Source organism: Stutzerimonas chloritidismutans (assembly GCF_051486945.1).
Taxonomy (GTDB): Bacteria; Pseudomonadota; Gammaproteobacteria; order Pseudomonadales; family Pseudomonadaceae; genus Stutzerimonas; species Stutzerimonas chloritidismutans_B.
This window is the reverse complement of the sequence record NZ_JAHVDX010000001.1, coordinates 1,496,027-1,518,061: the sequence shown is the minus strand read 5'-3', so window position 1 is coordinate 1,518,061 and position 22,035 is coordinate 1,496,027. Positions and strand designations below refer to the sequence as shown.

The 22,035-nt window shown below is 62.5% G+C and carries 20 protein-coding genes, 1 tRNA gene and 1 pseudogene; 10 read left to right on the top strand and 12 right to left on the bottom strand.

All coding sequences use genetic code 11. From position 1 onward, the window contains the following. From KXR72_RS06935 to mksB, 4 genes and pseudogenes are all read right to left on the bottom strand, one after another. A pseudogene (locus tag KXR72_RS06935) lies at nt 1-139 on the bottom strand (IS3 family transposase); the annotation flags it as partial. Nucleotides 140-447: 308 nt separating this feature from the next. Continuing rightward, nucleotides 448-3,297 carry an Mks condensin complex protein MksF gene (mksF, locus tag KXR72_RS06930; RefSeq protein WP_437420336.1) on the bottom strand — a complete coding sequence of 950 codons (2,850 nt, stop codon included), beginning with the start codon at nt 3,295-3,297 and terminating at the stop codon, nt 448-450. Next, on the bottom strand, nt 3,294-3,980 hold the full coding sequence (gene mksE / locus KXR72_RS06925) for an Mks condensin complex protein MksE (protein WP_437420335.1): 687 nt from the start codon (nt 3,978-3,980) through the stop codon (nt 3,294-3,296). Before mksE ends, mksF begins: the two co-directional genes overlap by 4 nt. A 105-nt stretch (nt 3,981-4,085) precedes the next feature. Continuing rightward, a complete protein-coding gene (gene mksB, locus KXR72_RS06920) occupies nt 4,086-5,372 on the bottom strand; it encodes an Mks condensin complex protein MksB (RefSeq protein WP_437420334.1) in 1,287 nt (428 codons plus the stop codon). Between the two features lie 271 nt (nt 5,373-5,643). Between mksB and KXR72_RS06915 the strand changes: the two genes are divergently transcribed. Next, nucleotides 5,644-6,741, top strand: a complete 1,098-nt coding sequence (locus KXR72_RS06915) for a carboxynorspermidine decarboxylase (RefSeq protein WP_437420333.1) — start codon at nt 5,644-5,646, stop codon at nt 6,739-6,741. A gap of 26 nt (nt 6,742-6,767) precedes the next feature. Continuing rightward, a complete protein-coding gene (locus tag KXR72_RS06910; RefSeq protein WP_437420332.1) occupies nt 6,768-8,012 on the top strand; it encodes a saccharopine dehydrogenase family protein in 1,245 nt (414 codons plus the stop codon). A gap of 63 nt (nt 8,013-8,075) precedes the next feature. Here KXR72_RS06910 and KXR72_RS06905 read toward each other — a convergent pair whose 3' ends face one another. Genes KXR72_RS06905 through KXR72_RS06895 form a run of 3 tightly spaced genes read right to left on the bottom strand, consistent with a single transcriptional unit; the run spans nt 8,076 to nt 11,102 of the window. Next, the gene (locus KXR72_RS06905; protein WP_437420331.1) at nt 8,076-9,383 is read right to left on the bottom strand and encodes a CitMHS family transporter; all 1,308 of its coding nucleotides are present in this window, start codon (nt 9,381-9,383) and stop codon (nt 8,076-8,078) included. A 49-nt stretch (nt 9,384-9,432) separates the two neighbouring features. Beyond that, entirely contained in the window at nt 9,433-9,753 is a 321-nt protein-coding gene (locus tag KXR72_RS06900; RefSeq protein ID WP_437420330.1) for an AtuA-related protein, read from the bottom strand. Then, nucleotides 9,753-11,102, bottom strand: a complete 1,350-nt coding sequence (locus KXR72_RS06895; protein ID WP_437420329.1) for an acyclic terpene utilization AtuA family protein — start codon at nt 11,100-11,102, stop codon at nt 9,753-9,755. The genes KXR72_RS06900 and KXR72_RS06895 overlap by 1 nt, the downstream gene beginning before the upstream one ends. Nucleotides 11,103-11,211: 109 nt before the next feature. Here KXR72_RS06895 and KXR72_RS06890 point away from each other — a divergent pair, with 109 nt between their 5' ends. From KXR72_RS06890 to rimI, 4 genes are all read left to right on the top strand, one after another. Next, the gene (locus KXR72_RS06890) at nt 11,212-12,144 is read left to right on the top strand and encodes a LysR family transcriptional regulator (RefSeq protein ID WP_437420328.1); all 933 of its coding nucleotides are present in this window, start codon (nt 11,212-11,214) and stop codon (nt 12,142-12,144) included. Between the two features lie 302 nt (nt 12,145-12,446). Continuing rightward, nucleotides 12,447-13,994 (top strand): 2-isopropylmalate synthase, encoded by a 1,548-nt coding sequence (locus tag KXR72_RS06885; protein ID WP_437420327.1) that lies wholly within the window; start codon nt 12,447-12,449, stop codon nt 13,992-13,994. Further along, nucleotides 13,991-14,818 carry an energy transducer TonB gene (locus KXR72_RS06880; protein WP_437420326.1) on the top strand — a complete coding sequence of 276 codons (828 nt, stop codon included), beginning with the start codon at nt 13,991-13,993 and terminating at the stop codon, nt 14,816-14,818. Before KXR72_RS06885 ends, KXR72_RS06880 begins: the two co-directional genes overlap by 4 nt. 8 nt (nt 14,819-14,826) lie before the next feature. Further along, nucleotides 14,827-15,279 carry a ribosomal protein S18-alanine N-acetyltransferase gene (gene rimI, locus KXR72_RS06875; protein ID WP_437420325.1) on the top strand — a complete coding sequence of 151 codons (453 nt, stop codon included), beginning with the start codon at nt 14,827-14,829 and terminating at the stop codon, nt 15,277-15,279. Between the two features lie 48 nt (nt 15,280-15,327). Here the strand turns inward: rimI and KXR72_RS06870 are convergent, their stop codons facing one another. Continuing rightward, complete coding sequence (locus KXR72_RS06870) at nt 15,328-15,864, bottom strand: hypothetical protein (RefSeq protein ID WP_437420324.1); 537 nt, start codon at nt 15,862-15,864, stop codon at nt 15,328-15,330. A 176-nt stretch (nt 15,865-16,040) separates the two neighbouring features. On the opposite strand from KXR72_RS06870, the gene otsB reads away from it, so the two are divergent. The 4 genes from otsB (at nt 16,041) to KXR72_RS06850 (ending at nt 19,896) form a co-directional block, all read left to right on the top strand. Beyond that, a complete protein-coding gene (gene otsB / locus KXR72_RS06865; protein WP_437420323.1) occupies nt 16,041-16,817 on the top strand; it encodes a trehalose-phosphatase in 777 nt (258 codons plus the stop codon). A 14-nt stretch (nt 16,818-16,831) separates the two neighbouring features. Further along, a complete protein-coding gene (otsA, locus tag KXR72_RS06860; protein ID WP_437420322.1) occupies nt 16,832-18,241 on the top strand; it encodes an alpha,alpha-trehalose-phosphate synthase (UDP-forming) in 1,410 nt (469 codons plus the stop codon). A gap of 81 nt (nt 18,242-18,322) precedes the next feature. Continuing rightward, nucleotides 18,323-18,970: a carbonate dehydratase gene (can, locus tag KXR72_RS06855; protein WP_437420321.1), complete on the top strand. Its 648-nt coding sequence runs from the start codon at nt 18,323-18,325 to the stop codon at nt 18,968-18,970. Then, a complete protein-coding gene (locus KXR72_RS06850; RefSeq protein WP_437420320.1) occupies nt 18,970-19,896 on the top strand; it encodes a DMT family transporter in 927 nt (308 codons plus the stop codon). Before can ends, KXR72_RS06850 begins: the two co-directional genes overlap by 1 nt. Before the next feature lie 162 nt (nt 19,897-20,058). On the opposite strand, the gene KXR72_RS06845 is transcribed toward KXR72_RS06850, so the two are convergent. The 4 genes from KXR72_RS06845 to dkgB form a co-directional block, all read right to left on the bottom strand. Next, nucleotides 20,059-20,451: a VOC family protein gene (locus tag KXR72_RS06845; RefSeq protein WP_437420393.1), complete on the bottom strand. Its 393-nt coding sequence runs from the start codon at nt 20,449-20,451 to the stop codon at nt 20,059-20,061. A gap of 277 nt (nt 20,452-20,728) precedes the next feature. After that, nucleotides 20,729-20,956, bottom strand: a complete 228-nt coding sequence (locus KXR72_RS06840; protein ID WP_437420319.1) for a hypothetical protein — start codon at nt 20,954-20,956, stop codon at nt 20,729-20,731. Nucleotides 20,957-21,031: 75 nt separating this feature from the next. Then, a tRNA-Met gene (locus KXR72_RS06835) sits at nt 21,032-21,108 on the bottom strand. Between the two features lie 117 nt (nt 21,109-21,225). Continuing rightward, nucleotides 21,226-22,026: a 2,5-didehydrogluconate reductase DkgB gene (dkgB, locus tag KXR72_RS06830; RefSeq protein WP_437420318.1), complete on the bottom strand. Its 801-nt coding sequence runs from the start codon at nt 22,024-22,026 to the stop codon at nt 21,226-21,228. Nucleotides 22,027-22,035: the final 9 nt, after the last annotated feature.

The window sequence follows — 22,035 nt, the reverse complement described above, 5'->3', positions numbered from 1 at the left end:
GGGTTTGCGCGGCACAGCCAATCTTCGGAGCGATGGCCTCAATGGCTGCCCACTCGGACGGATAGTCGTTCAGGTGTTCCAGAACCATGCGCACAGCACGTTCACGGACTTCAGGGGAGTAGGTAGTAGTCTTTCTCATGGCCTCATCTTCTCAAGAGTTGAGGCCTCTACGAAACCCGGGGCGATTCAGACGCAGGAGATTGAGCAAGACTGAAATCAGTAGGTCTGCTTAATGTTAGCGTCGTTACTGTTCAGATAGGAGAAGCATCGCGCCCTGTCGAAAGCGGCACTCGGCGCGGTTGCTATTGCTCAATCGAGACGGCACTGCCATGGCGCGGCAAAGTTCGGCCCGTTCTGATGATTTCGATTACTGCCTAGACTAGCCGGCCGCAACGCTGCGGTTCAAATGGGCGCAGCGTTGATGTCGTGCCGACGTGTTATGCCTAATTATCCAGCTGCTTCGGCTTCTTCAGCTCTACGTTCGACCGCTACGGTGCCCATCTGTCCGCTTGGCTGGCGTCGTTTGATGAATTTCCAGTCCGCTTCGTCGATGTAGATTCCGCTTGGGCCGCTTCCGCCTTCCAGGTCGATGGCAACGTCGGCGGAGACTTGAGGCTTGACGGAGGCCAGGATTGGGACGAAGCCAAGTTGCTGGCTGGTCTCGATCAGGGCTTGCTGGTTGCGCTCATCGATGTCCGCGGCCTCGTCAAGGTAGTACGGAAGCCGGATGCGAGCCGCCTGTTCGCGGTCCATTAAGTGCAGCAGGAGGTACATATTGGTCAGTGCCTTGATGGTCATGGTCGTCCCGTTCGAAGCAGCACCGTCGATATCCGTATGAATCACAGGCTGGCCGCCAACCTTGGTAATTTCGAACGCCAACTCGAACAAGTCCTTCAGGCCCAACTGGTTGCTATTGGCAGCGACCAGGCGGGCCAGGTATTCCTTAGCTTCCTCGTTCTTACTGTCCTGTTCGCTGCTTTGCTGTAGGTCGAACACCGACAGCGTTTCGCCTTGCTCGTATTGGCCGGCGCTGTGAATGATCTGATCGATATGCTTGAGTGCATCCTTGTTCGGCGCCAGGACAATACGGAAACTTTCGAGGTTCGAGACTTGCCGCTTGTTGATCTCACGGTTGAACAGAGCTAGCTGATGCTCGAGGCTGTCGTAATCGCTGCGGATGTTGCGCAAGGTGCGGGCAATGTCGGTCACCGCGGCGCGGCGCGCCTTGGCGAGCGTCAGGGCTTCGTCCTGGCGATGTGCATAGGCGTTCACGAGTAGCTGCAAACGGCGCTCTGGATCTTCTTCGCTATCAAATTTGGCGACGCCCTTGAGACGCACCTGCGCATAAAGCGCTTCGATCTGACCATCGACTCGCTGCAATGCCTGCCAGCTGTCTTGATAGTCGTTAAGCAGCGGCTGGAGGTTATCCAGCGAGTCGTCCACCGGATCCATGAACGGTGTGCCGAATGGCAGGTCGGCTGGGAGCAACTGGCGGCGGCGCAGCGCGTCCTCCAGCGTACGCTCCTTGGCCTCGAGATCGGCCAGCTGTCGGCCGACCAGCTGCAGTTTTGCCGAGAGGTGCTGGACTCGTTCGGTGAAGGCGTCGCTGGTCCGCTTGAGTTCGTCCTGCGCCGCCTCGGCCTGCGCCAGCTGCTCAAGCTTGCCGTCCTCTTCGGCTGTGAGCGTCTGGCAGCTACGGAAATCCTCCAATGCCTTTTGAGCGTCTAGCACCTGTTGGTACAGCTGCTCGGCCTGCGCCTTGCTCGCGGCGCGGTCGACCGCTACCGAATGCTGAGCCTTGAGTTGTTTCAGTTCCCGCTCCAGTCGGTCTTTCTGGTCTCGCAACGCAGCGCGGTCAGCCAGCGCCTGCAAGGCCGGTGGCTCGATATGGGACAGGTCGATGGACAGCCCGGGCGCTTCGAATCGCTCGCCCTTGAAGCCGTCGAGCACCGCTTCGAGCGATTTGACCCAAGTATCGCCGTCGTCTGTGGCGATACCTTTGTCACCCAGCGGCAGGCTGAACAGCTGCGCGTTGAACAGGCGCATCAGACGATCGACATCGGCTTGGGAGAACTCTTCGCGCAGGCGCGAATAGCTGTTGTTGTCCGCATGGTCCAGTTGCTGGCGTACCGACTTGAGGCGCTTTTCCAGATCGCGCAGACGCTCGTCGAGATCTTCGCTGGAGAACTGGCGCGATTGCGACAGCGCACCTGCCAGCTCGTCGTGGGCGTCCTTAGCGGCCAGCAGCTGTTGTTCGAGCACGTGCGCATCTTCGACCAGCGCAAAGCGGTTCTTCAACGCCGAGAGTTCGCCCAGCCAGCGTTGAATCTCGCTGATCGCACGTTCCAGACGCATCAGTTCGGCAGTGCTGCCACGCTGTTCGTTCTGCAGGCCGTCCTGTTCGCGACGATAGTGTTCAGCCTGTATGACCAACTCCTCCTTGCGCGCGCCGGCATAGTCCTGCCACGTGCCGAGTAGCGAGTCGAGCAAGGGTGACAGGCGATGCAGCTTGCCACGCAGGGTTTCGCGTTGCGCTACGCCAGCGGCAAGCGCTTCGACCAGCGGGCCGGCGGCGACCAAAGCCTGGTAATCCTGCTCCATGCGGCGCACGTCGCGGAAGGCTTCTTCGGTAGCGGCGATGTAGTCAACGCTGCCAGAGCGCAGGCTGTGCTCGAACGCGTCGAGAAACAGCTGCTTGAGTTTGGCGGCGGTGATCTCGCGCATGTGCAGCAAGTTGATGAACAGAGCGCGAAATGTCTTCAGGCTCTGCTCGCTGGTCGAACGCAGCGGGATCAGCGTCATGTCCAGCGGGATCGAGGTGTGCCCGCCGACCAGGAGTCGGCGCAGCTCGTCCGGCTTGGCCTCATAGGCCTTGATACCGGCGCGCTCGAGATTGTTGAACAGTTCGCGCTGACGGAGGCACGTGCCGTTGAACTGGTAATGATCGAGGTCCAGCGAGCCCTGATAGACGAAGAACTGATGCCCGAAGCCACCACCCGGTCCACGGCCAGCAACGCCGATCACGTGCGGACCTTGGGGCAGCGCGACTTCGACGAGGATATAGCTGGTATCGCTGCCGAAGTAGAACTTGCGCGACTGCTCCAGGCTGTACTTGCCGAAGCTCATGTCGGACATGCGCGCCAGGATCGGAAACTGTAGTGCGTTGATCGAGGCGGACTTGCCGAGGTTGTTCGCGCCGTAGACCGACAGCGGAGTTTCCAGCGGGAAGACTCCCAAGCTGTAGCCCGCGGTGTTCAGCAGGGCAAAGCGGCGAATGCCGTAGCGTTCCTGGCTCATGCTTCAAGCTCCTTTTCTTCGGCGATGGCACGCGCTAAGGCATCCTCTTCGGACGCATCGTGCTCGGCTCGGTCCAGAACGATGATTTCCTCATCATCCTCGGCCATCAGTTGCGGCACAGGTAGGGACAGGTCGCTGCTGTGCAGGTTTGCGGCGAGGTCGCGGTCCTGCTGCACCGACAGGCAGACGTCGAGGAAGCGGTGCATGGGCGGCAGGAATCGGTAGACCCCATTGCTGTCCTCGGCAAACCCCAGTTGCGTCAGGCGGCGCACCACCTTCTCTTCGAGCTCCTCCTGCGTAGTGATCTCGGCCTGCACAAACAGGTCGCGGTACTTTTCCAGCAGGGCGGGCAGCTCGTCGCGGCCCAGGCTGCCCCCATCCAGCACGGCGAGCGGATCGCGCCCCTGATCAGCCAGGTGCTCGACCAGGATGAAGGTAAACAGCGCCAGGCGCTGGGCCGTCTTGTTGACCTGCGCGCCCATCTGCTCAGGGACGAAGTAATAGAATCCGCGCGGGTCGCAGACCAGCTCGAAGCCGAGCGCCTTGAAGAGTGCGCGGTACTGGTCCTGCATGTTCGAGAGTTGGGCGTAGCACTCAGGCTCGCTGCGAGACAGGTGATAACCCTTGAAAAGCTCCCGGAAGATCGGGGCTAGCTGGGTCATTTCCTTGAGATCGATGTTCATTAGCGGGGCTCGGAGAGGCTGGGGATGGAACGCGGCAAGGCCAGTTTCATCGGGACATTCAGAAAATAAACGCGGGGCAAGCGTGTCGCCCAGGCTATGCGCGATTCACACATCGGCATTCCCCAAAAGCGCGTAAGAGCTCAGGCTGACTTGATGATCGCGCGTCAGGTATTCGCGGCGCTCCAGTCGGTCGCGTTGAAAGCGGCCGTCGCGAGAGAGGCGTGAGAACCAGTAGAGGAGCTCGTCGGTTGCGCCTTCGGGCTCCTGCTCCAGCAGCCACTGCATCAGGTCCGGCAGTGGTAGCGCCTGCTCGCAGCGATCGAGCATTTCGCGCGCCGTCAGCGGTGAGCGTGGCGCTTCGGCCCTGCGCTTGCCGCCGCCTTTGGGGAATTGCGCGGGTTTTGCCTCGAAGCGGGCCAGCGCATAGACATAGGCTTCGACCTGGCTGGCCGATCCAAGGAAAGTGCTCTGAGGCCGGGTGAACAGCGGCATCGAGGCCTGCGGTACAGCGTCCAGCCCCTTCTTGCGAATTGCCGACAGGGCCAGCGCGGCGCCGCGGGTAACCGCATTGTGGCGGCGCGCTTCCTCGCGCAGCGGCAGGAGCAGTTCCCGGGCGTGCCGCAGCGTCAGTTGCGCGGTGCTCTGCATGTCCAGGATGCGTGCATGAGTGCGTAGCAGTAGATCGTCGTCGACCAGTTGACCCAGCCTCTGCTGTTCACCGAGCAGCTTCATCAATACCTGCTCGACGCGATAGACGCCTTGCTCGAAGGCGCCGTCGGCTGCGACCAGCTGGATCATCGGCTCGACATACTCGTCCCAGGTCGCCAGCACCTCGGCGTAACGTTGCCGCAGCGGGATCTGCCGGTCGCTGGTCTTGGCCCGATCGGCTACGCCGATAAGCGCCTGCTCGTCGTTGGCGAGCTTCTTCAGCACGTCGCGCACGCGCATGTCGAGCAGGCGCAGTTGGCGGGCCAGGTCCTGGCCGTCTCGGATCTCAAACGCATCGAGGATATGCCCGGCCAGGCGTTCGAGATGGCGCAGGTACGCTTCGATTTCCAGGCATAAGCCCAGCCGATGTTCGCGGCGCAGGTAGGCAAGGAAGTCGTGGATCTGTGCGTTCAGCTCGAAGCGATTGGGGCTCTTCGCCACTGGCACCAGGATATCCAGGCGGATCCACTGGTCGAGCAGGGCTGTGATATCGGTGGGCGTGCCTTCCGGCAATTGCGCGGCCAGCTGATGACGAAGTTCGACCAGGCTCAGGGTGCCGGCGTCGAAGCGTTCGCACAGCGGCTCAAGCAACGTCCAGTGTTCGGCGAGGGCACGCAGTACGCGCTTGGGTTCGATCATCGTGGCGCCAGTCCAGCCAGTAAAAAAGCGCAAATTGTACTGCATTGACGGCTGGGTGAAGGCCGGCCGGACAACTGGACGCGCCGAAAGCGACCTCACTCAAGTAACGAGGCGATTCACCGGGGCGTCATCGCTCACGCGCTAGCTTGTCTAGCGTCGGCCTTCGGGGGCCGCTCGGAACTGCCGGACGTCTTTCAATGGTGACGAAGTGTTGAAAATCTATTTCGATCTGCTTCCGTAATCGGCACAATTCGCCGCTTTTGCAAACGGGGAGCTGGCGGCTCCTGGCAGCAAACTACCTTGGGGGCACGTAGACATGATCAAGACGCCGTACTACCTCATCGACAAACAGAAGCTGCTGGGCAATCTCGAGAAGATCGCCTACGTGCGCAAACAGTCCGGCGCGAAGGCGTTGCTGGCTCTCAAGTGCTTCGCCACCTGGTCGGTGTTCGACCTCATGCAGCAATACATGGACGGCACCACTTCGTCCTCGCTGTACGAGCTCAAGCTCGGTCGGCAGAAGTTCGCGGGCGAAACCCATGCCTACAGCGTGGCCTGGGCCGACGACGAGATCAAAGAGATGGTCGCCAATTGCGACAAGATCATCTTCAACTCCATCGGGCAGCTGGAGCGCTTCGAAGCGGGCACCGAGGGCACCATTCGCGGCCTGCGCGTCAATCCGCAGGTGAGCAGCTCCGACTACCTGCTGGCCGACCCGGCACGCCCGTTCAGCCGCCTGGGCGAGCATGATCCGACGAAGATCGAGGCGGTGATCGGCAAGATCAGCGGCTTCATGTTCCACAACAACTGTGAGAACGCGAGCTTCGAGCTGTTCGACCAGATGCTGACAACCATCGAGGAGCGCTTCGGCCATCTGCTGGAAAAAGTGGAGTGGGTCAGCCTCGGCGGTGGCATCCACTTCACCGGCGAAGGCTACCCGCTCGATGCCTTCTGCGCACGGCTGAAGGCGTTCTCGGAAAAGTTCGGCGTACAGGTCTACCTGGAGCCCGGCGAAGCGGCGATCACCATGAGCGCCTCGCTGGAAGTCACGGTGCTCGACACCCTGTACAACGGCAAGAACCTCGCGGTGGTCGACAGCTCCATCGAGGCGCACATGCTCGACCTGCTGATCTACCGCCTCAACGCCAAGATGGCGCCCAACGACGGCGAGCACAGCTACATGGTGTGCGGCAAATCCTGTCTGGCCGGCGACATCTTCGGCGAGTACCAATTCGATCGTCCGCTGGCCATCGGCGATCGGCTGTCGTTCATCGACGCGGCAGGCTACACCATGGTCAAAAAAAACTGGTTCAACGGCCTGAAAATGCCGTCCATCGTGGTAAAGCAGCTCGACGGCAGCGTCGAGGTGGTTCGTGAGTTCGACTTTAACGATTACCTGTCCAGCCTTTCCTAAGGCCACAGTACAAGGGGGTGAAACAATTGAAGAAAAACGTTCTTATCATTGGTGCAGGAGGTGTTGCCAAGGTGGTGGCCCACAAGTGCGCGCAGCACAACGACGAACTCGGTCGTATTGCTATCGCGTCGCGCAGCATCTCCAAATGCCAGGCCATCATCGACAGCGTTCAGGCCAAGGGCGGGCTGAAGCAGCCCGGCGACATCAAGGCTTATGCGCTGGACGCTTTGGACGTGGAAGCGACCAAAGCACTGATTCGCGAAACTGAATCGCAGATCGTCATCAATGTCGGCTCAGCCTTCTTGAATATGGCCGTGCTGCGCGCGTGTATCGAAACCGGCGCCGCGTATCTCGACACCGCCATTCACGAAGAGCCGAACAAGATTTGTGAAACGCCGCCGTGGTATGGCAACTACGAGTGGAAGCACCTGGCCGAGTGTCAGGAGAAGGGCATCACCGCCATCCTCGGTGCCGGCTTCGACCCCGGCGTGGTTAACGCTTACGCTGCCCTGGCGCAGCAGGAATACTTCGACAAGATCGAGTCGATCGACATCCTCGACGTCAACGCCGGTTCCCACGGCAAGTATTTCGCCACCAATTTCGACCCGGAAATCAACTTCCGCGAATTCACCGGCCAGGTGTACAGCTGGCAGAACAGCCAGTGGACGACCAACCGCATGTTCGAGGTCAAACGCACCGACGACCTGCCGGTTGTGGGCGAACAAAACCTCTACCTGACCGGGCATGACGAGGTGCACTCACTCTCCAAGCACCTCGACGTACCGAACGTCCGCTTCTGGATGAGTTTCGGTGATCACTACATCAACGTCTTCACCGTGCTGAAGAACCTCGGTCTGCTCTCCGAGCAGCCGGTGCGCACGGCCGAAGGGCTTGAAGTCGTGCCGCTCAAGGTCGTCAAAGCCGTACTGCCCGATCCCGCCTCGCTGGCGCCGGGCTACACCGGCAAGACCTGCATCGGCGATCTGGTCAAGGGCACCAAGGACGGGCAGCCGCGCGAGCTGTTCATCTATAACGTCGCCGACCACGAAGAGGCCTACGCCGAGACCGACAGCCAGGGCATCTCCTACACCGCTGGCGTGCCGCCGGTCGCCGCCGCGCTCCTGATCGCCCGTGGCGAGTGGGATGCCAAGCGCATGGTCAACGTCGAAGAGCTGCCGGCCCAGCCGTTCCTTAAGTTGCTCGATGTGATGGGGCTGCCAACCCGGATTAAAGACGAGCACGGCGACCGGGCGTGGGATCAGGCTCTCTGATTCCTCTCTGCTGAATGAAAAAAGGATCGCCTCGGCGATCCTTTTTTCGTTTCAGACCTAACCTCAGACCGTGACCACGCCGAACAGCACGGCCGTTGCGAGCATCACCAAGCTGATGCCCCAGGCCCACAGCACGGTGTAGCGAATGTGCTTGTACAGCTCGACACCGGCCAGGCCGATGGCCAGGTAAACGCTCGGCACCACCGGGCTGATGCCGAAGCCGGTGTTCTCACCGATCAGCATGGCGCTGGCCACGGCTTGGGCATCGACACCCGCAGCCACGGCAACGTCGCGAATCACCGGCAGCAGGGCGAAGTAGTAGGCGTCCGGCGAGAACAGCATGCCCAGCGGCACGCCGAAGGCCCCGATGATCAAGTGCAGCCAGTTGGCCGAGCCTTCGGGCAGCACGTTGATCATCCAGTGCGCCATACCGTCGGACATGCCGGCGCCGGACAGCACGCCGAGCAGGATGCCGGCCGCAAGCATCACCAGGGCCATCTGCATGGCATCGCTGGCATGGCGCAAGACGGCCTGGTTCTGCTCCGCCAGGCTCGGGTAGTTCAGCACCAGGGCGACGCCTAGGCCGACCATGAAGCAGGCGAACAGCGGAAAGGCGCCAGTGAACAGGCAGACGAGGATGATCAGGGTCAGCGCCAGGTTGGCCCAGTAGCGCCAGTTCATTGGGCTCAGCTGACGGCTGTCGTCGCCAGCTTCAGCAGTCTGCGCGGCTTGGTGGCCGGCGACCACGCCATGGCCATGGAAGCTGCGCTGGGCACGCAGGCCAAGGAATACCGCCAGCGCCATGACCAGTGCCAGGCCTACCGCCTGCACGGGAATCAGCGAGACCCACAGCAGCGAGGCGTCGATGCCGGTCACCGCCGAGGCGCGTGCGGTGGTGCCGCCCCAAGGCACCATGTTCATCACCCCGGCGCTGAGCACCACCAGGCAAAGGAGCATTTCTCGCTTCATGCCCAAGCGCAGATACAGCGGCAGCAGAGCCGGAATCACCAGCAGGAAGGTGGCTGCACCGATACCGTCCAGGTGGGTCACCGCCGTCACCGCGACAGTGACCACCGCTACCGCCAGCGGCTTGCCGCCGGTGCTGCGCAGCAGGAAGTTGACCAGCGGCGCGAACAGGCCACGCTCGCGCATGACGCCGAAGTAGAGGATGGCGAAGATGAACAGCGTGGCTGTTGGAGCCACGGCTTTCAGTCCCTCGGTGATGAACTTGCCGATTTCCCCCAGGCCGAAACCGGCGAGGGCGCTGGCGATCACCGGCAGAGTGACGAAGGCGACCAGCGGGCTGATCCGGCGCAGCAGGATCAGGGTGACGATGAGAAACATCAGGCCGAAGCCCAGGGCGGTGATCATGTCGATCTCTCCGGTGTTGTTATTGTTGGAGACAGGGTGAAATGGCGGCTCAGTCCGGAGGCGGCAGCCTCAGGCCGAGCAGCGCGTAACTCAGGCTCTTGCCGTGACGGTCCAGCCCGGGGCTGGCGTTGACGCCACCTTCCAGTGCGTGCTCTACCACGAAGTTGAGGCCGCCCAGATTCGGCAGCTCGTAGCGTTTCACCGTGCCGATGGCGCGGTGGTTCAGGCAGCCGGCGACTCGGTCGCAGGTCAGCTCACGGGCCAGCCAGGCATAGTGCTCGGCGGCGAAGGCGAACACCGCCACGCTCAGGGTGTTGCCCTTGTCGCCAGCGCGGGCGTGGGCGTAGTCGCACAGCAGTACGTCGGTCATCAGAACCACTCCAGTCGTTGCCGCACCGCGGTGCGCTCGATAAAGAAACTGGCGGTGCCGAGGGATTCGCCGATATGCCGGCGTACGCCGCCACCGCCGGCGGGGCCGTTGGTGTAGAGCGATTCGGCATCGAGCAGCAGGCGTTCCAACAGGGCCTTGTCGCGATCCAGGAAGCTGATGCGCAGGCGCACGTCCTGGCAATCGACCGCTTGAGTCAGGCGCTGCTGAAGCCACTGACCGCCAGCGTCGTTGAACAGGCTGGCGACGCCGATCACATCGATCCACGGCGTGAGCTGCGGCGCCAGCTTGGCGCAGCGTTGCTTCAGGATGTCGCGCGCCAACGCGGCCCGAGCCACGGCGCCAGGGCCTGCGTAGGAAATCTCCGCTTCGGCGAACCACTTGCCGCGCAGGCCGACCAGCCCCTTGAGGTGCTTCGGCTGCGGTTTGCCGCGCACGCCCTCGACCGCCACCTGATCGCTTGCGACCTGCCGGACACGCACCTGGCTCAGGTCCATGACCACGTCCGGCGTCAGGTAGCTGGCCGGGTCGTGCACCTCGTAGAGCAGTTGTTCCTTGACCGTGCGTTCGGTGACGCAACCTCCGGTGCCAGCCGCCTTGCCGATGACGATCTGCCCATCGGCCGTGACGCTGGCGATGGGGCAGCCGACATTGGCCAGGTCCGGTACGTCTTTCAGGCCGGGATGAGCGAAGTAGCCGCCGCTGACCTGGGTACAGCATTCGAGCAAATGACCGACTGCCGTGGCCTGGGCGATGCGGTCCCAGTCATCGGCCTGCCAGCCGAAAGCATGGCGCAGCGGTCCGACCGCCAGGCTGGGGTCGGCGACACGGCCACAGAGGACGATGTCAGCGCCTTGATCCAGCGCCTGGACGATGCCACCGGCACCGCTGTAGACATTGACTGAGACCACCTCGCCATCGAGTTGCGCGGGCAGCCACTGCTGCAGATTGATGCCGCTGTCGAGCAGGTCGTCACCCAGTACGCAGGCGATGCGCGCCGAAGCGTGTCGCGTGCCCTGCAACTGCTGACGCAGGCGTGTGGCGGCGGCGGTGGGGTTGGCAGCGCCGCCGTTGGTGACGATGGCGATGCCGGCATCCAAGCAGGTCTCCAGCACCGGTTCGAGAAAGTCGAACAGGCGCAGGGCGTAGCCGCTCTGGACATCGTTGAGACGACGCAGTTGGGCTTCGGCCAGGGTGCGCTCGGCCAGCAGTTCGAAGAACAGGAAGCGTCGGCCGTCGCGACCGGCGAGGTCGTTGGCCAGCGCCAGCGCGGCATCGGGGCGATCATTGGCGAAGCCCGCGCCGCACCCGATATGAGCTGTTGTGGTCATTGTCGATCCATTTACGGTCAGGTATGCAGCCAGGGTGATGCCTGTGGATTTAGTTGTGAATTCGAAATGTGATATGAATTGATAAGAGAATTTTATAAGTTGCCGAGCTATGGACATCAGCTTTCGCCAGCTTCAGGCCTTCGTCCTGATTGCCGAACACCGCAGTTTCAGTCGCGCCGCCGAGCAGGTTCATCTGTCACAGCCGGCGCTTAGCTACAGCCTGCGCAAGCTCGAAGACGCCCTCGGCTTGTCGCTGCTGGCGCGCAACACGCGCAGCGTGGAGCTGACCGCCGCCGGCCTGCGTTTTCTCGAACAGGCTCGCCGCCTGTTGCGTGACATGGACAACGCCGTGCACGACGCGCATGAGCAACTGCATCTGGAGAGTGGTTCGCTGCGCATCGCTGTGTTGCCGTCCGTGGCCATCGAGCCTCTGCCACGGGTGTTGCAGGAATACCGGCGGCGCTATCCCGGTATCGACATCAGCCTGCACGACGGTCGCGCCGGGGAAATCCGCCAGTGGGTGAGTGCGGCCGAGGTGGATTTCGCCATCACCTCGGCGGCCGACGACCTCGGCGCGCTGGATTTCCAGCCGCTGTACGACGACAGCCTAGTGCTGCTGGTACGCGGCCACGAGCGCCTGCGCGGCAAAGCGTTGCTCGCAGCGCTACGTGAGCAGGACTACATCGCCACCACCCGCGATACCAGCCTGCGCGGCATGGCCGATGAAACTCTGCTCCGTATGGGATTGCTGCGCGATCCTGCCTGGGAAGTGGCGTACATGAGCAGCGCCGCCGCGCTGGCGCGTGCAGGATTGGGCTTCGCCCTGCTGCCGGCCAGCGTCGCAGATACCTTCAACGGCGACGGCAGCCTCGCCGTGCACCAGCTCGACGAGGCGCCTGCGCGCAGCATCGGCCTGCTGCAGCGCAAGCCGTGCTACCTAAGCCCGCCGGCGCAGGTCTTTGTCTCGCTGTTGCAACAGCAGGTGGGTGGGGCTTGGGGCATACCCACGACTACCGAGCCACGCAACGACTTCGGCTCTTGAGCCGATCGCGCTGGATAGCTCGAGTAAAGCGCCAATGTTCGCCTGACGCCATGCCGGCGGCGCTCGCGTCGTCACGCTCCGGGCCGACCTCGCCGCGCCGTCGAGCTGAGGAGCCACTCTTACCGCTACAGGGCAAGGTGGGCGATACCTCGGTGACTGACTTGCGGCGCCCACCCTGGTGCGCTTGGGGGCGTCCGCCGTGCAGCCTGCAGCTGCTCCTTCCCGCCCCGTCCATTTCACGCGACAATCCCCAGGCGACAAGCGCCCTGCCTGAGGCGCTCGGCAGCCGTGAGGACAGTCCTATGAGCAGCAACGACCGCGTCATCATTTTCGACACGACCCTACGCGACGGCGAGCAAAGCCCCGGTGCGTCCATGACTGGCGAAGAAAAACTGCGCATCGCCAAGGCGCTGGAGCGGCTGAAGGTGGACGTGATCGAGGCGGGCTTCGCGATCGCAAGCCCGGGTGACTTCGCCGCGGTGAAGGCCGTGGCTGACAACATCAAGGACAGCACTGTCTGCAGCCTGGCGCGTGCGGTGGATGCCGATATCGAGCGCGCCGCTGAAGCCTTGGCCGGCGCCAACTCCGGGCGCATCCACACCTTTATCGCCACCAGCCCGATCCATATGCAGTACAAGCTGCGCATGCAGCCGGATCAGGTGGTCGAGCAGGCGGTGCGTGCGGTGAAGAAGGCGCGCAGCCTGTGTGCTGACGTGGAATTCTCCTGCGAGGACGCCGGCCGCTCCGAGATCGACTTCCTCTGCCGCATCATCGAGGCCGCTATCGATGCCGGCGCGCGGACCATCAACATTCCGGACACCGTCGGCTATGCGATCCCGCACCAGTACGCCGATACCATTCGCCAGTTGCTCGAACGCATCCCCAATGCCGACAAAGCAGTCTTCTCCGTGCATTGCCACAACGACCTCGGCCTGGCCGTCGCCAACTCGCTGGCCGCAGTGGTCGCCGGTGCGCGCCAGGTGGAGTGCACCATCAACGGTCTTGGCGAGCGTGCCGGCAACGCCGCGCTGGAAGAAATCGTCATGGCGATCAAGACCCGTCAAGACCTGCTCGACGTGCACACCCGCATCGAGACCGAGCACATCCTCGCCGCCTCGCGCCTGGTCTCGGGCATCACTGGCTTTCCGGTGCAGCCGAACAAGGCGATTGTCGGCGCCAATGCCTTTGCGCATGAGTCCGGCATTCACCAGGACGGCGTGCTCAAGCACCGCGAGACGTACGAAATCATGTCCGCCCAATCGGTCGGCTGGAACGCCAACAAGATGGTCATGGGCAAGCATTCCGGGCGTGCGGCGTTCCGCTCCCGGCTCGAGGAGCTGGGCATCGTTCTGCCAGGAGAGGGTGAGCTGAACGCAGCCTTTGCGCGTTTCAAGGAACTGGCGGACAAGAAGCATGAAATCTTCGACGAAGACCTGCAGGCGCTCGTGTCCGACACGCTGGCTGAAGAGCTACCCGAGCATTTCCGGCTGGTGACGCTGGAAGTCGCGAGCAAGACTGGCGAGACGCCGGACGCGAAGATTGTGCTTAACGTGGCGGGCAGCGAGCGCCCGGCATCCGCCCAAGGTTCCGGGCCGGTCGATGCCACCTTCAAGGCCATCGAGTCGGTCGCCAGCTCTGGCGCCACGCTGCAGCTTTATTCGGTCAACGCCATCACCAAGGGCACCGACTCGCAAGGCGAGGTCACGGTGCGGCTGGAGAAGGGTGGGCGTATCGTCAACGGCAATGGTGCGGACACCGACATCGTCGTCGCGTCGGCCAAGGCTTATCTCAACGCGCTGAACCTCATGCAGGTTGGCGCCAAGGCGCATCCGCAGGTGGAAGGCGTTTGATCAGCGAACAGAGGCGCCGCGCCTATTTGGAGGCCATGCAGGTAGCCGTCTGGCTGCCACGCAGCGAATTGCCCTTTGCCGCTCCCTCCCGGCTGGAGCTGCTGCAATTCGAGAGCATGCCAGCCGAGCCGGCCCCGGCCCAGGTGCCGGTTCGACCTGCTGAGCAGCCGAGCAGGCCTGCTGCCCAGCCAGTGGAGGAGGCGGTCGCCGCATCGGCGAGTCCTGCAGCGGACGCCGTGCGAGCGGCCATGCAGCGTGTCGCCAAGCCCGATCCCAAGAAGCCGGTGGTGTCCGCCGACGAATCGCAAGGAGAGGCGACGGAGCAGCCCTCCATCGCACCGCCGCCTCGCTTTGCGTTGCAGTTGATGCGCGCAGGTAATGTGCTTCTACTGGTCGAATTGCCCACAGGCGAATCGTTCCAGAGCCGAGACCCGGCTTACATCCTGCTCAAAGACATCCTGCGAGCAGCGCGCCTGCCGGACAGCCCCCAGCAGGTCGGCGACGGTGAGCCGATTCGCTGGCCGCTGCTGCATCGCGGCAGCCTTGACCAGGGCGCCGACGCCGCACGCGATTACGTCCAAGGCGTCGTTGCCGCCGAGTTGGAAGGCATGGGTTGCGCCTGCCTCTGGCTGATTGGCGCGCCAGCGCTGCGCTTCGCCGGGGAAGTCGAGGCTGACGCCTGCTTCCGCGAACTGACTATTGAAGGGCTCGGGCCGGCGTTGACCATGCCTGGACTCGAGCAGCTGATGGAGCAGCCTGATAGCAAAGCACAGCTGTGGCAGGCCATGCGGCGTAGCATGCCGCGTTGGGTGATGGGCTTATGAGCGCCGTGATGAATGATGCAGTGAGCTTCCGCCCGATGACCCCGGCGGACCTCGAAACCGTGCTGAAAATTGAGTATGCGGCCTTCAGTCATCCGTGGACGCGCGGCATTTTTACCGATGCCCTGACGACCTACGAGTGCTGGGTCATGTTCGAGGGTGAACAGCAGGTTGGGCATGGCGTGATCAATGTGATCCTCGACGAAGCGCATCTGCTGAATATCACCGTCAAACCGCAAAGCCAGGGGCGCGGGCTCGGCTTGTGCCTGCTTGACCACCTCATGCAGCGAGCCCAGGCTCGCGGCGGCCGGGAGTGCTTTCTGGAAGTGCGCGCGAGCAATGCAGCAGCCTATCGGCTGTACGAGCGTTACGGATTCAATGAGGTGGGCCGGCGGCGCGGCTACTATCCGGCGGCCGATGGTCGTGAGGATGCGCTGGTGATGGCTTGTACGCTCATCGATTAGACGGCTAGCGGCCTCGCCAGTTGGGCAGGCCGCTGCCGGCCACAGTCGTTAAGGGGCCCTGTCACGACCAGAGTCGAGCGGGGCGTCGCCTTCCAGCTCGTTGTCATCCAGCACGTCGTCGTTCTCATGAAGAACGGCATCGCCGCCGCCTAACCCGGTGTCCGGGTCGCCATCGGCCGGACCATCCCACGGTTTGCCATCCAACGGGTCGTAGCGGGCCGCTTCGGCCTCGTCCAACTCCACGTCGGCGCCAATCTCATGCTCCGAGACGACACTCAGGTCCTGGTCTACCGGCCCCCCATGGCCGCGTTCGTGCGGCGACCGCGCGCCGTCGTCGGGAATCTGCGTTTCAGGCGCCAGGTCGTCCATCGTCGGCTGGCCGCCAGGCACTTCTCCGGTGGTCATCCCGGCCTCGGCTACGCGCTCCGGCGGGAATTCGTCTTCGAGCTCTTGCGCCGGGACTTCATCGCCAATCCGGCCTTTGCGGTCGTCGCGGTGCTGGTCAAAATCGAGCTGCTCGATAGAACCCATGCGGTCTTCGGTGTCGTCGATTTCCTGGGGTGTGTAGGGCTTGCGATCGTTCATGACAACCTCCTGCTTGAACCTTCGTCTTGCAGGTTGTGACCCGGCCCGGATAGGAAGATTCAGGCACGCCGCTAACCGGTCCGTATCGGCGGGAAGGGGACTGCATGCGGCAATGAGACGGCCGTTGGGCGGAAAAAAACGCGAACCACTGCCGTTGATCGGGAGTCTCACAACCCATGAGCAAACAAAACGATCTGCCTGCGCTAGCACCGCACCGCTGCGCCTTTTTCTTCGATGTGGATGGCACGCTTGCCGAGATCCAGCCACGCCCTGAACTCGTCTTCATCCCGCCCCGCTCACTGGCTGCATTGCGATACCTGCATGAGAGGGGCGTCCCGGTGGCCGTGGTGTCAGGACGCCCGATCGAACAGCTTGATGCGCTGCTACAACCACTGGTGCTACCGGCGGCTGGTGTGCACGGTGCGCAGCGACGCCCGGCCAGTGGAGCGATGCAAAACCTGGCGCTCGATGACCAGGTATTCGACGCCATTCAGCAAGAGTTGGCCGCTGCGTGTGCCGAACAGCCTGGCCTCGACCTGGAAAACAAGGGCGTCGCTTTCGCTCTGCATTTTCGCCAGGCACCGCATCTGGAAGACGTGGCCAGGTGGCTCGCCGAGGATTTCGTCAACCGCTATCGCGACGTACTGGCGCTGCAGCCAGGTAAATGCGTGTTCGAACTCAAGCCGCGCGGTGCCAGCAAGGGTGAGGTCATCCGCACCTTTATGCAGGAGCCGCCATTCGCCGATCACAGGCCGGTTTTCGTCGGCGATGACCTGACCGATGAAGCCGGTTTCGCCGTCGTCAATGAACTGGGTGGCGTCAGCATCAAGGTCGGCAGCGGCGAAACGGAGGCCACCGGCCGCCTCGAATCGGTTTCGGCGGTCGCCGACTGGCTCGACCAGCTGCAACAGGCCCTGTCCGAGCAGCGAGCACATCCAACACAACCAGACTGAAGCGAGAACTGCCCATGAGCCGACTAGTTGTGGTTTCCAACCGAGTAGCGCCAATCAAGGCGGGGAAGGTCGCCGCGGGCGGGCTTGCGGTCGGCGTCTACGATGCGTTGCGACAGGCCGGCGGCATCTGGTTCGGCTGGAGCGGCGACGTCAGCAGCACGCCGCAGACCAATACCGAGGTGGTCGGCAATATCACTTACGTGACGATGGGCCTGACCAAACAGGACTATGACCAGTATTACCGGGGCTTCTCCAACGCCACGCTGTGGCCGATCTTTCATTACCGCATCGACCTTGCCCGCTACAACCGCCAGGAATACGAAGGGTACAGACGGGTCAACGCCATGTTGGCGGAAAAACTTAAGCCGCTGCTCAAGCCCGACGACATCATCTGGATTCATGACTACCACCTGATTCCCTTCGCCGAGGCCTGCCGTCAACTTGGCATTCGTAACCGCATCGGCTTCTTCCTGCACATTCCTTTCCCGCCGCCGGAAATCCTTACCGTCATCCCGCCGCATAACGAGCTGCTCAAGACGCTGTGCTTCTACGACCTGATCGGCTTCCAGACCGAAACAGACCGTCTGGCCTTCCAGGACTACATGACTCGCGAAGTTCGCGGCATCCTCGAATCGGACGGCAGCCTAACGGCTTACGGGCAGAACTTCCGGGCTGGGGTGTACCCGATTGGCGTGGTGCCGGACGAGATCCAGCAGCTCGCTGAAACCGCGAAGGTGGGGCCACGGCATCAGCGGCGCACGACCGACGTGGCCCGCAAGAAGATCATCAGCGTAGACCGGCTCGACTATTCCAAGGGGCTGCTGGAGCGTTTCAGAGCGTACGAGGCCTTTCTGGAGCGTTACCCCGAGCACCGTCGCGCTGTCGATTTCATCCAGATTGCGCCCACTTCTCGCTCTGATGTGAAGACGTACCAGACCATCCGTCAGCAACTCGAAAGCCTGGCCGGGCACATCAATGGCTGGTTGTCGGACCTGGACTGGACGCCGCTTCATTACCTCAACAAGAGCCATGATCGTCGGACGCTGATGGGCCTGTTCCGTCAGGCCGACATTGGCTTCGTCACACCCCTGCGCGACGGCATGAACCTCGTCGCCAAGGAATATGTCGCCTCGCAAGACCCGGAAGACCCCGGCGTGCTGGTGCTCTCTCGTTTCGCCGGTGCGGCGCGCGAACTCACCTCCGCGCTGATCATCAACCCCTACGACTGCATCGGCATGGCCGAGGCGCTCGACCGAGCGATGCGCATGTCGCTGACCGAGCGTAAGGATCGTTACGAGCACATGATGCGTGCAATACGGGCGGCGGACCTCAATGCCTGGCGAGACAATTTCCTTAGAGATCTACGCGCGTTTTCATCCAGGCCGCGTGCAGAGGTGCCATCGAATCCCTTGTTCACGGTCTGAGCCGAGGGTGGTTGGGGCTCGCGTGCTTGTCAAAAACCCGAGCGGTTCGTAACGTGCGGGTCCGAATGTAAGGGGCAGGCGATGAGCAACGATCTTCAACAGCTGTTCGATAACAATGCGCGCTGGGCCGAGGCCATCCTTGACGAGGATCCTGAGTTCTTCACCAAGCTGGCCAAGCAGCAGGTCCCCGAATACCTCTGGATCGGCTGCTCGGACGCCCGAGTGCCCGCCAATGAAATCGTCGGCATGTTGCCCGGTGATCTGTTCGTGCACCGCAATGTCGCCAATGTCGTGCTGCACACCGATCTCAATTGCCTGTCGGTGATCCAGTACGCGGTGGACGTGCTGAAGGTGAAGCACATCCTCGTCACCGGCCACTATGGTTGCGGCGGCGTGCGCGCCTCGATGCGGGACGACCAGCTGGGTCTCATCGACGGCTGGCTGCGTACTATCCGCGACCTTTACTACGAGCACCGTGACCATTTGGCTGGCTTTCCCAACGAGGAGGCGCGGGTCGACCGGCTGTGCGAGCTCAACGTCATCCAGCAGGTCGCCAACGTCAGCCACACCGGCATCGTCCAGAATGCGTGGCACCGCGGCCAGCCGCTGTCGGTGCATGGCTGCATCTATGGCATCAAAGACGGCATCTGGAAGAATCTCAACGTCACCGTCAGCGGGCTTGACCAGCTGCCCCCGCAGTATCGCCTGCGCCCGAACCGAGCCGTTTGATGCGAGGCCATCAGGGATGGGCCTTTGGTGGCCTGCTATTGGCGGTGCTCTGCTGGAGCGGCAATGCACTCGTGGCGCGCGCGTTTCACGACGCCATACCGCCGCTGACCCTGGCGTTCTGGCGCTGGGTCTTGGCGACTTGCCTGCTCCTGCCCTTTGTGGCGCGCTCGATCTGGGCCCATCGCGCCACGCTTCGTGCTGCAGGCTGGCGCCTGCCAGTCGTCGCCGCGCTGGGTGTCAGCAGCTACAACTCACTGCTCTACACTGCAGCGCAGAGCACCGAAGCGATCAACCTGACGTTGGTTAACACCTGTCTGCCGCTGTTTACTTTCATTGGCGGCGGGCTGCTCCTGGGGGAGTGGCCCGCGCGCCGCGCCTGGTTCGGCATGCTGATCGCCGCAGGCGGCCTCGTTTACCTGATCAGCCGCGGTAGCTGGGTGGCTTTCACCGGCTTGGCATTCCAGGCTGGCGATCTGATCATGCTCGTGGCGGTACTGGTCTGGGCGCTCTACACGCTGTCATTGCGGCGCTGGGCCAGCTTTCTGCAACTGCCACCGCTTACCTTGCTCGGCGTGCTGATGGCGCTGGGCACGCCCCTTATCCTGCCGTTTTACCTGCTCGAGCTCGCCCGTGTCGGCGGCTTTACACCAAGCCTGGCTAACCTCTCGGTGATCGCCTATACCGCGATATTCGCCTCGCTGGTCGCCTACCTGTCTTGGAATCATGGCGTGAAAACCGTCGGCGCCGCCCGGGCGGCAATGGCTACCTACCTCATGCCGGTGTTCACTGCAATTCTTGGCTGGCTGCTGCTGGGAGAAGGCCTGAAGACGTTCCACTGGATCGGCGGCGGTCTGATCTTCGCCGGGTTGTTGCTGGCGACCCGCACCACAGCTTGCAGCGCAACGGCACAACAGGCGAAACAATAAGGCAAAGGCTTACAAGGCTGACCCTGCGTGCCGGGGGCGACCGGAGCGAGATGATGCGAGACGTTCCGCGTTGTTTCGTCAGTACACCGAATGCCCCGCTTGAGGATTGCTTGGCCGTTCAGGCTCACGCCGAACGTGGGTCGTGTGGCGCCGGGTTGACGCTTAGGGAGCGCGATAGATGGCGCACAGTTTGTTGCCGTCGGGGTCGCGAACATAGCCCAGATGCATTGCGCCCAGGCTGCTTTCGCGCAAGCCCGGCGGGTCTTCGCAGCTGGTGCCTCCGTGGGCGACCGCGACGTCGTGAAATTCCTGTACCTGCTCGGGTGAGCTGCATTTGAAGCCGATCGTACCGCCGTTCGCGACGGTGGCTTCTTCACCGTTGATAGGTTCAGTGACGCCGAACAAGCTGCCGTCGTGCCGGTAGAAGAGGCGGGTATGCCCGGTGGGGCCGGTGTTTCGGATCGGCTCGCCAGCACCGAGCACGCCGAGTACTGCATCGTAGAACCGCTTCGACCGTTCGAGATCATTCGAACCGACCATCACATGGTTGAGCATAAGGGCCTCGCTACGTGGTTTTGGATGAACAGTATGGGTGCCGAACTGTAGCACCGGCACGAAGAGGGCCGCCAAGACTCGCGCAACCATTCATGTACGGCTGGTAAGTCAAAAGCAGAACGGTCGAGCGCTTCTTCATTTCACGCGCTGGCGCTCGTGCATTGCTTTCCATGTGCAGACAGGCCCATTCCGCGAGTAAACATTGGGGGCAAGTGAAGTGGAAAACGGACACTTATTTTCGAGTAACGATGCGCTAGTAGCGCCCTGCAATGGTTCCCTAACCTTGCTTCCCCGCCCACGGCACAAGGATCTGCAAATCCCCAACCAGCAGCTGCGCCGCCACCATCCAGACCACCGCACCCATCAACCCCAACGACAGGTGCCCGACAACGATGCCGATGGCGATCTGTTTCCAAAGCCCGGCGTATTGATTGGATTGGGTTGCTGAGGTGGTGCGGTAGGGCGTTTCGCGCTCGGCGCGGATGTTGTCGAAGCTGTCTCTCATGGTGCTCTCGGTGCGGTTGGCTAAACGGCAGGCACAAAAAAAGGGTTCAGCTTTCGCTGAACCCTTTCTTGAATTTGGTGGCTACGCAGGGACTTGAACCCCGGACCCCAGCATTATGAATGCTATGCTCTAACCAACTGAGCTACGTAGCCAAGTGGCGCGCATTATTCGCGCCGCGCGGTTGTGTGTCAACCCTCCTGATGCGCTTTTTCTACCTGCTTTTTCAAATGCTTATGCCGCCGGTCCGGCGGTTGCCGGTGCGCTGTCGATCAGTCCCATTTTGGCGCGAATCCGGGGTTGGCCAGGCGCTCGTTACGGTCCAGCTCGGCGATCTGTTGCATCTCTCCGTCCATCAGCCGCAGCTTCTGCGCCTCGAGGTTGGCGGCGAGGTTCTCGCGCTTGGTGGAGGAGGGGATAACGGCGAAGCCCTGTTGCAGTAGCCAGGCGAGGGCGACCTGCGCGGGGCTGGCGTTGTGGGCTTCGCCGATGCGTTGCAGCACCTCGTCCTGCATCACCTTGCCGTAGGCGAGCGGCATGTAAGCGGTGATGTGGATGCCCTGGCTGCGGGCGAACTCGATGACCTTGCGGTTCTGCAGGAAGGGATGCACCTCGACTTGGTTGGTGGCGATGTTCTCGGCACCGATGGCGTCGATGGCCTGGTGCATATGGCTGATGGTGAAGTTGGAGATGCCGATGGCGCGGGTCAGGCCTCGCTGCTTGGCGTCCAGCATCCTGGCTAGGTAGTCGGCGACTGCCAGTTCATCGTTGGGCGACGGCCAGTGCACCAGGGTGAGGTCGACCTGTTCCATGCGCAGTTTGCTCAGGCTTTCCTCAAGGCTGGGGATCAGGCGGTCGGCGCTGAGGTTGCTCGTCCAGACCTTGGTGGTCACGAATAGCTCGTTGCGCGGGATGCCGCTCTCTGCAATGGCTTGGCCGACTTCCGCTTCGTTGTCGTAGATCTGCGCGGTGTCGATGTGGCGGTAGCCGAGTTCGAGGCCCATCTTCACTGAGTCGATGACTTGCTGACCCTTGAGGCGGAAGGTGCCGAGGCCGAATGCAGGAATGGTCATTGAGCGTTC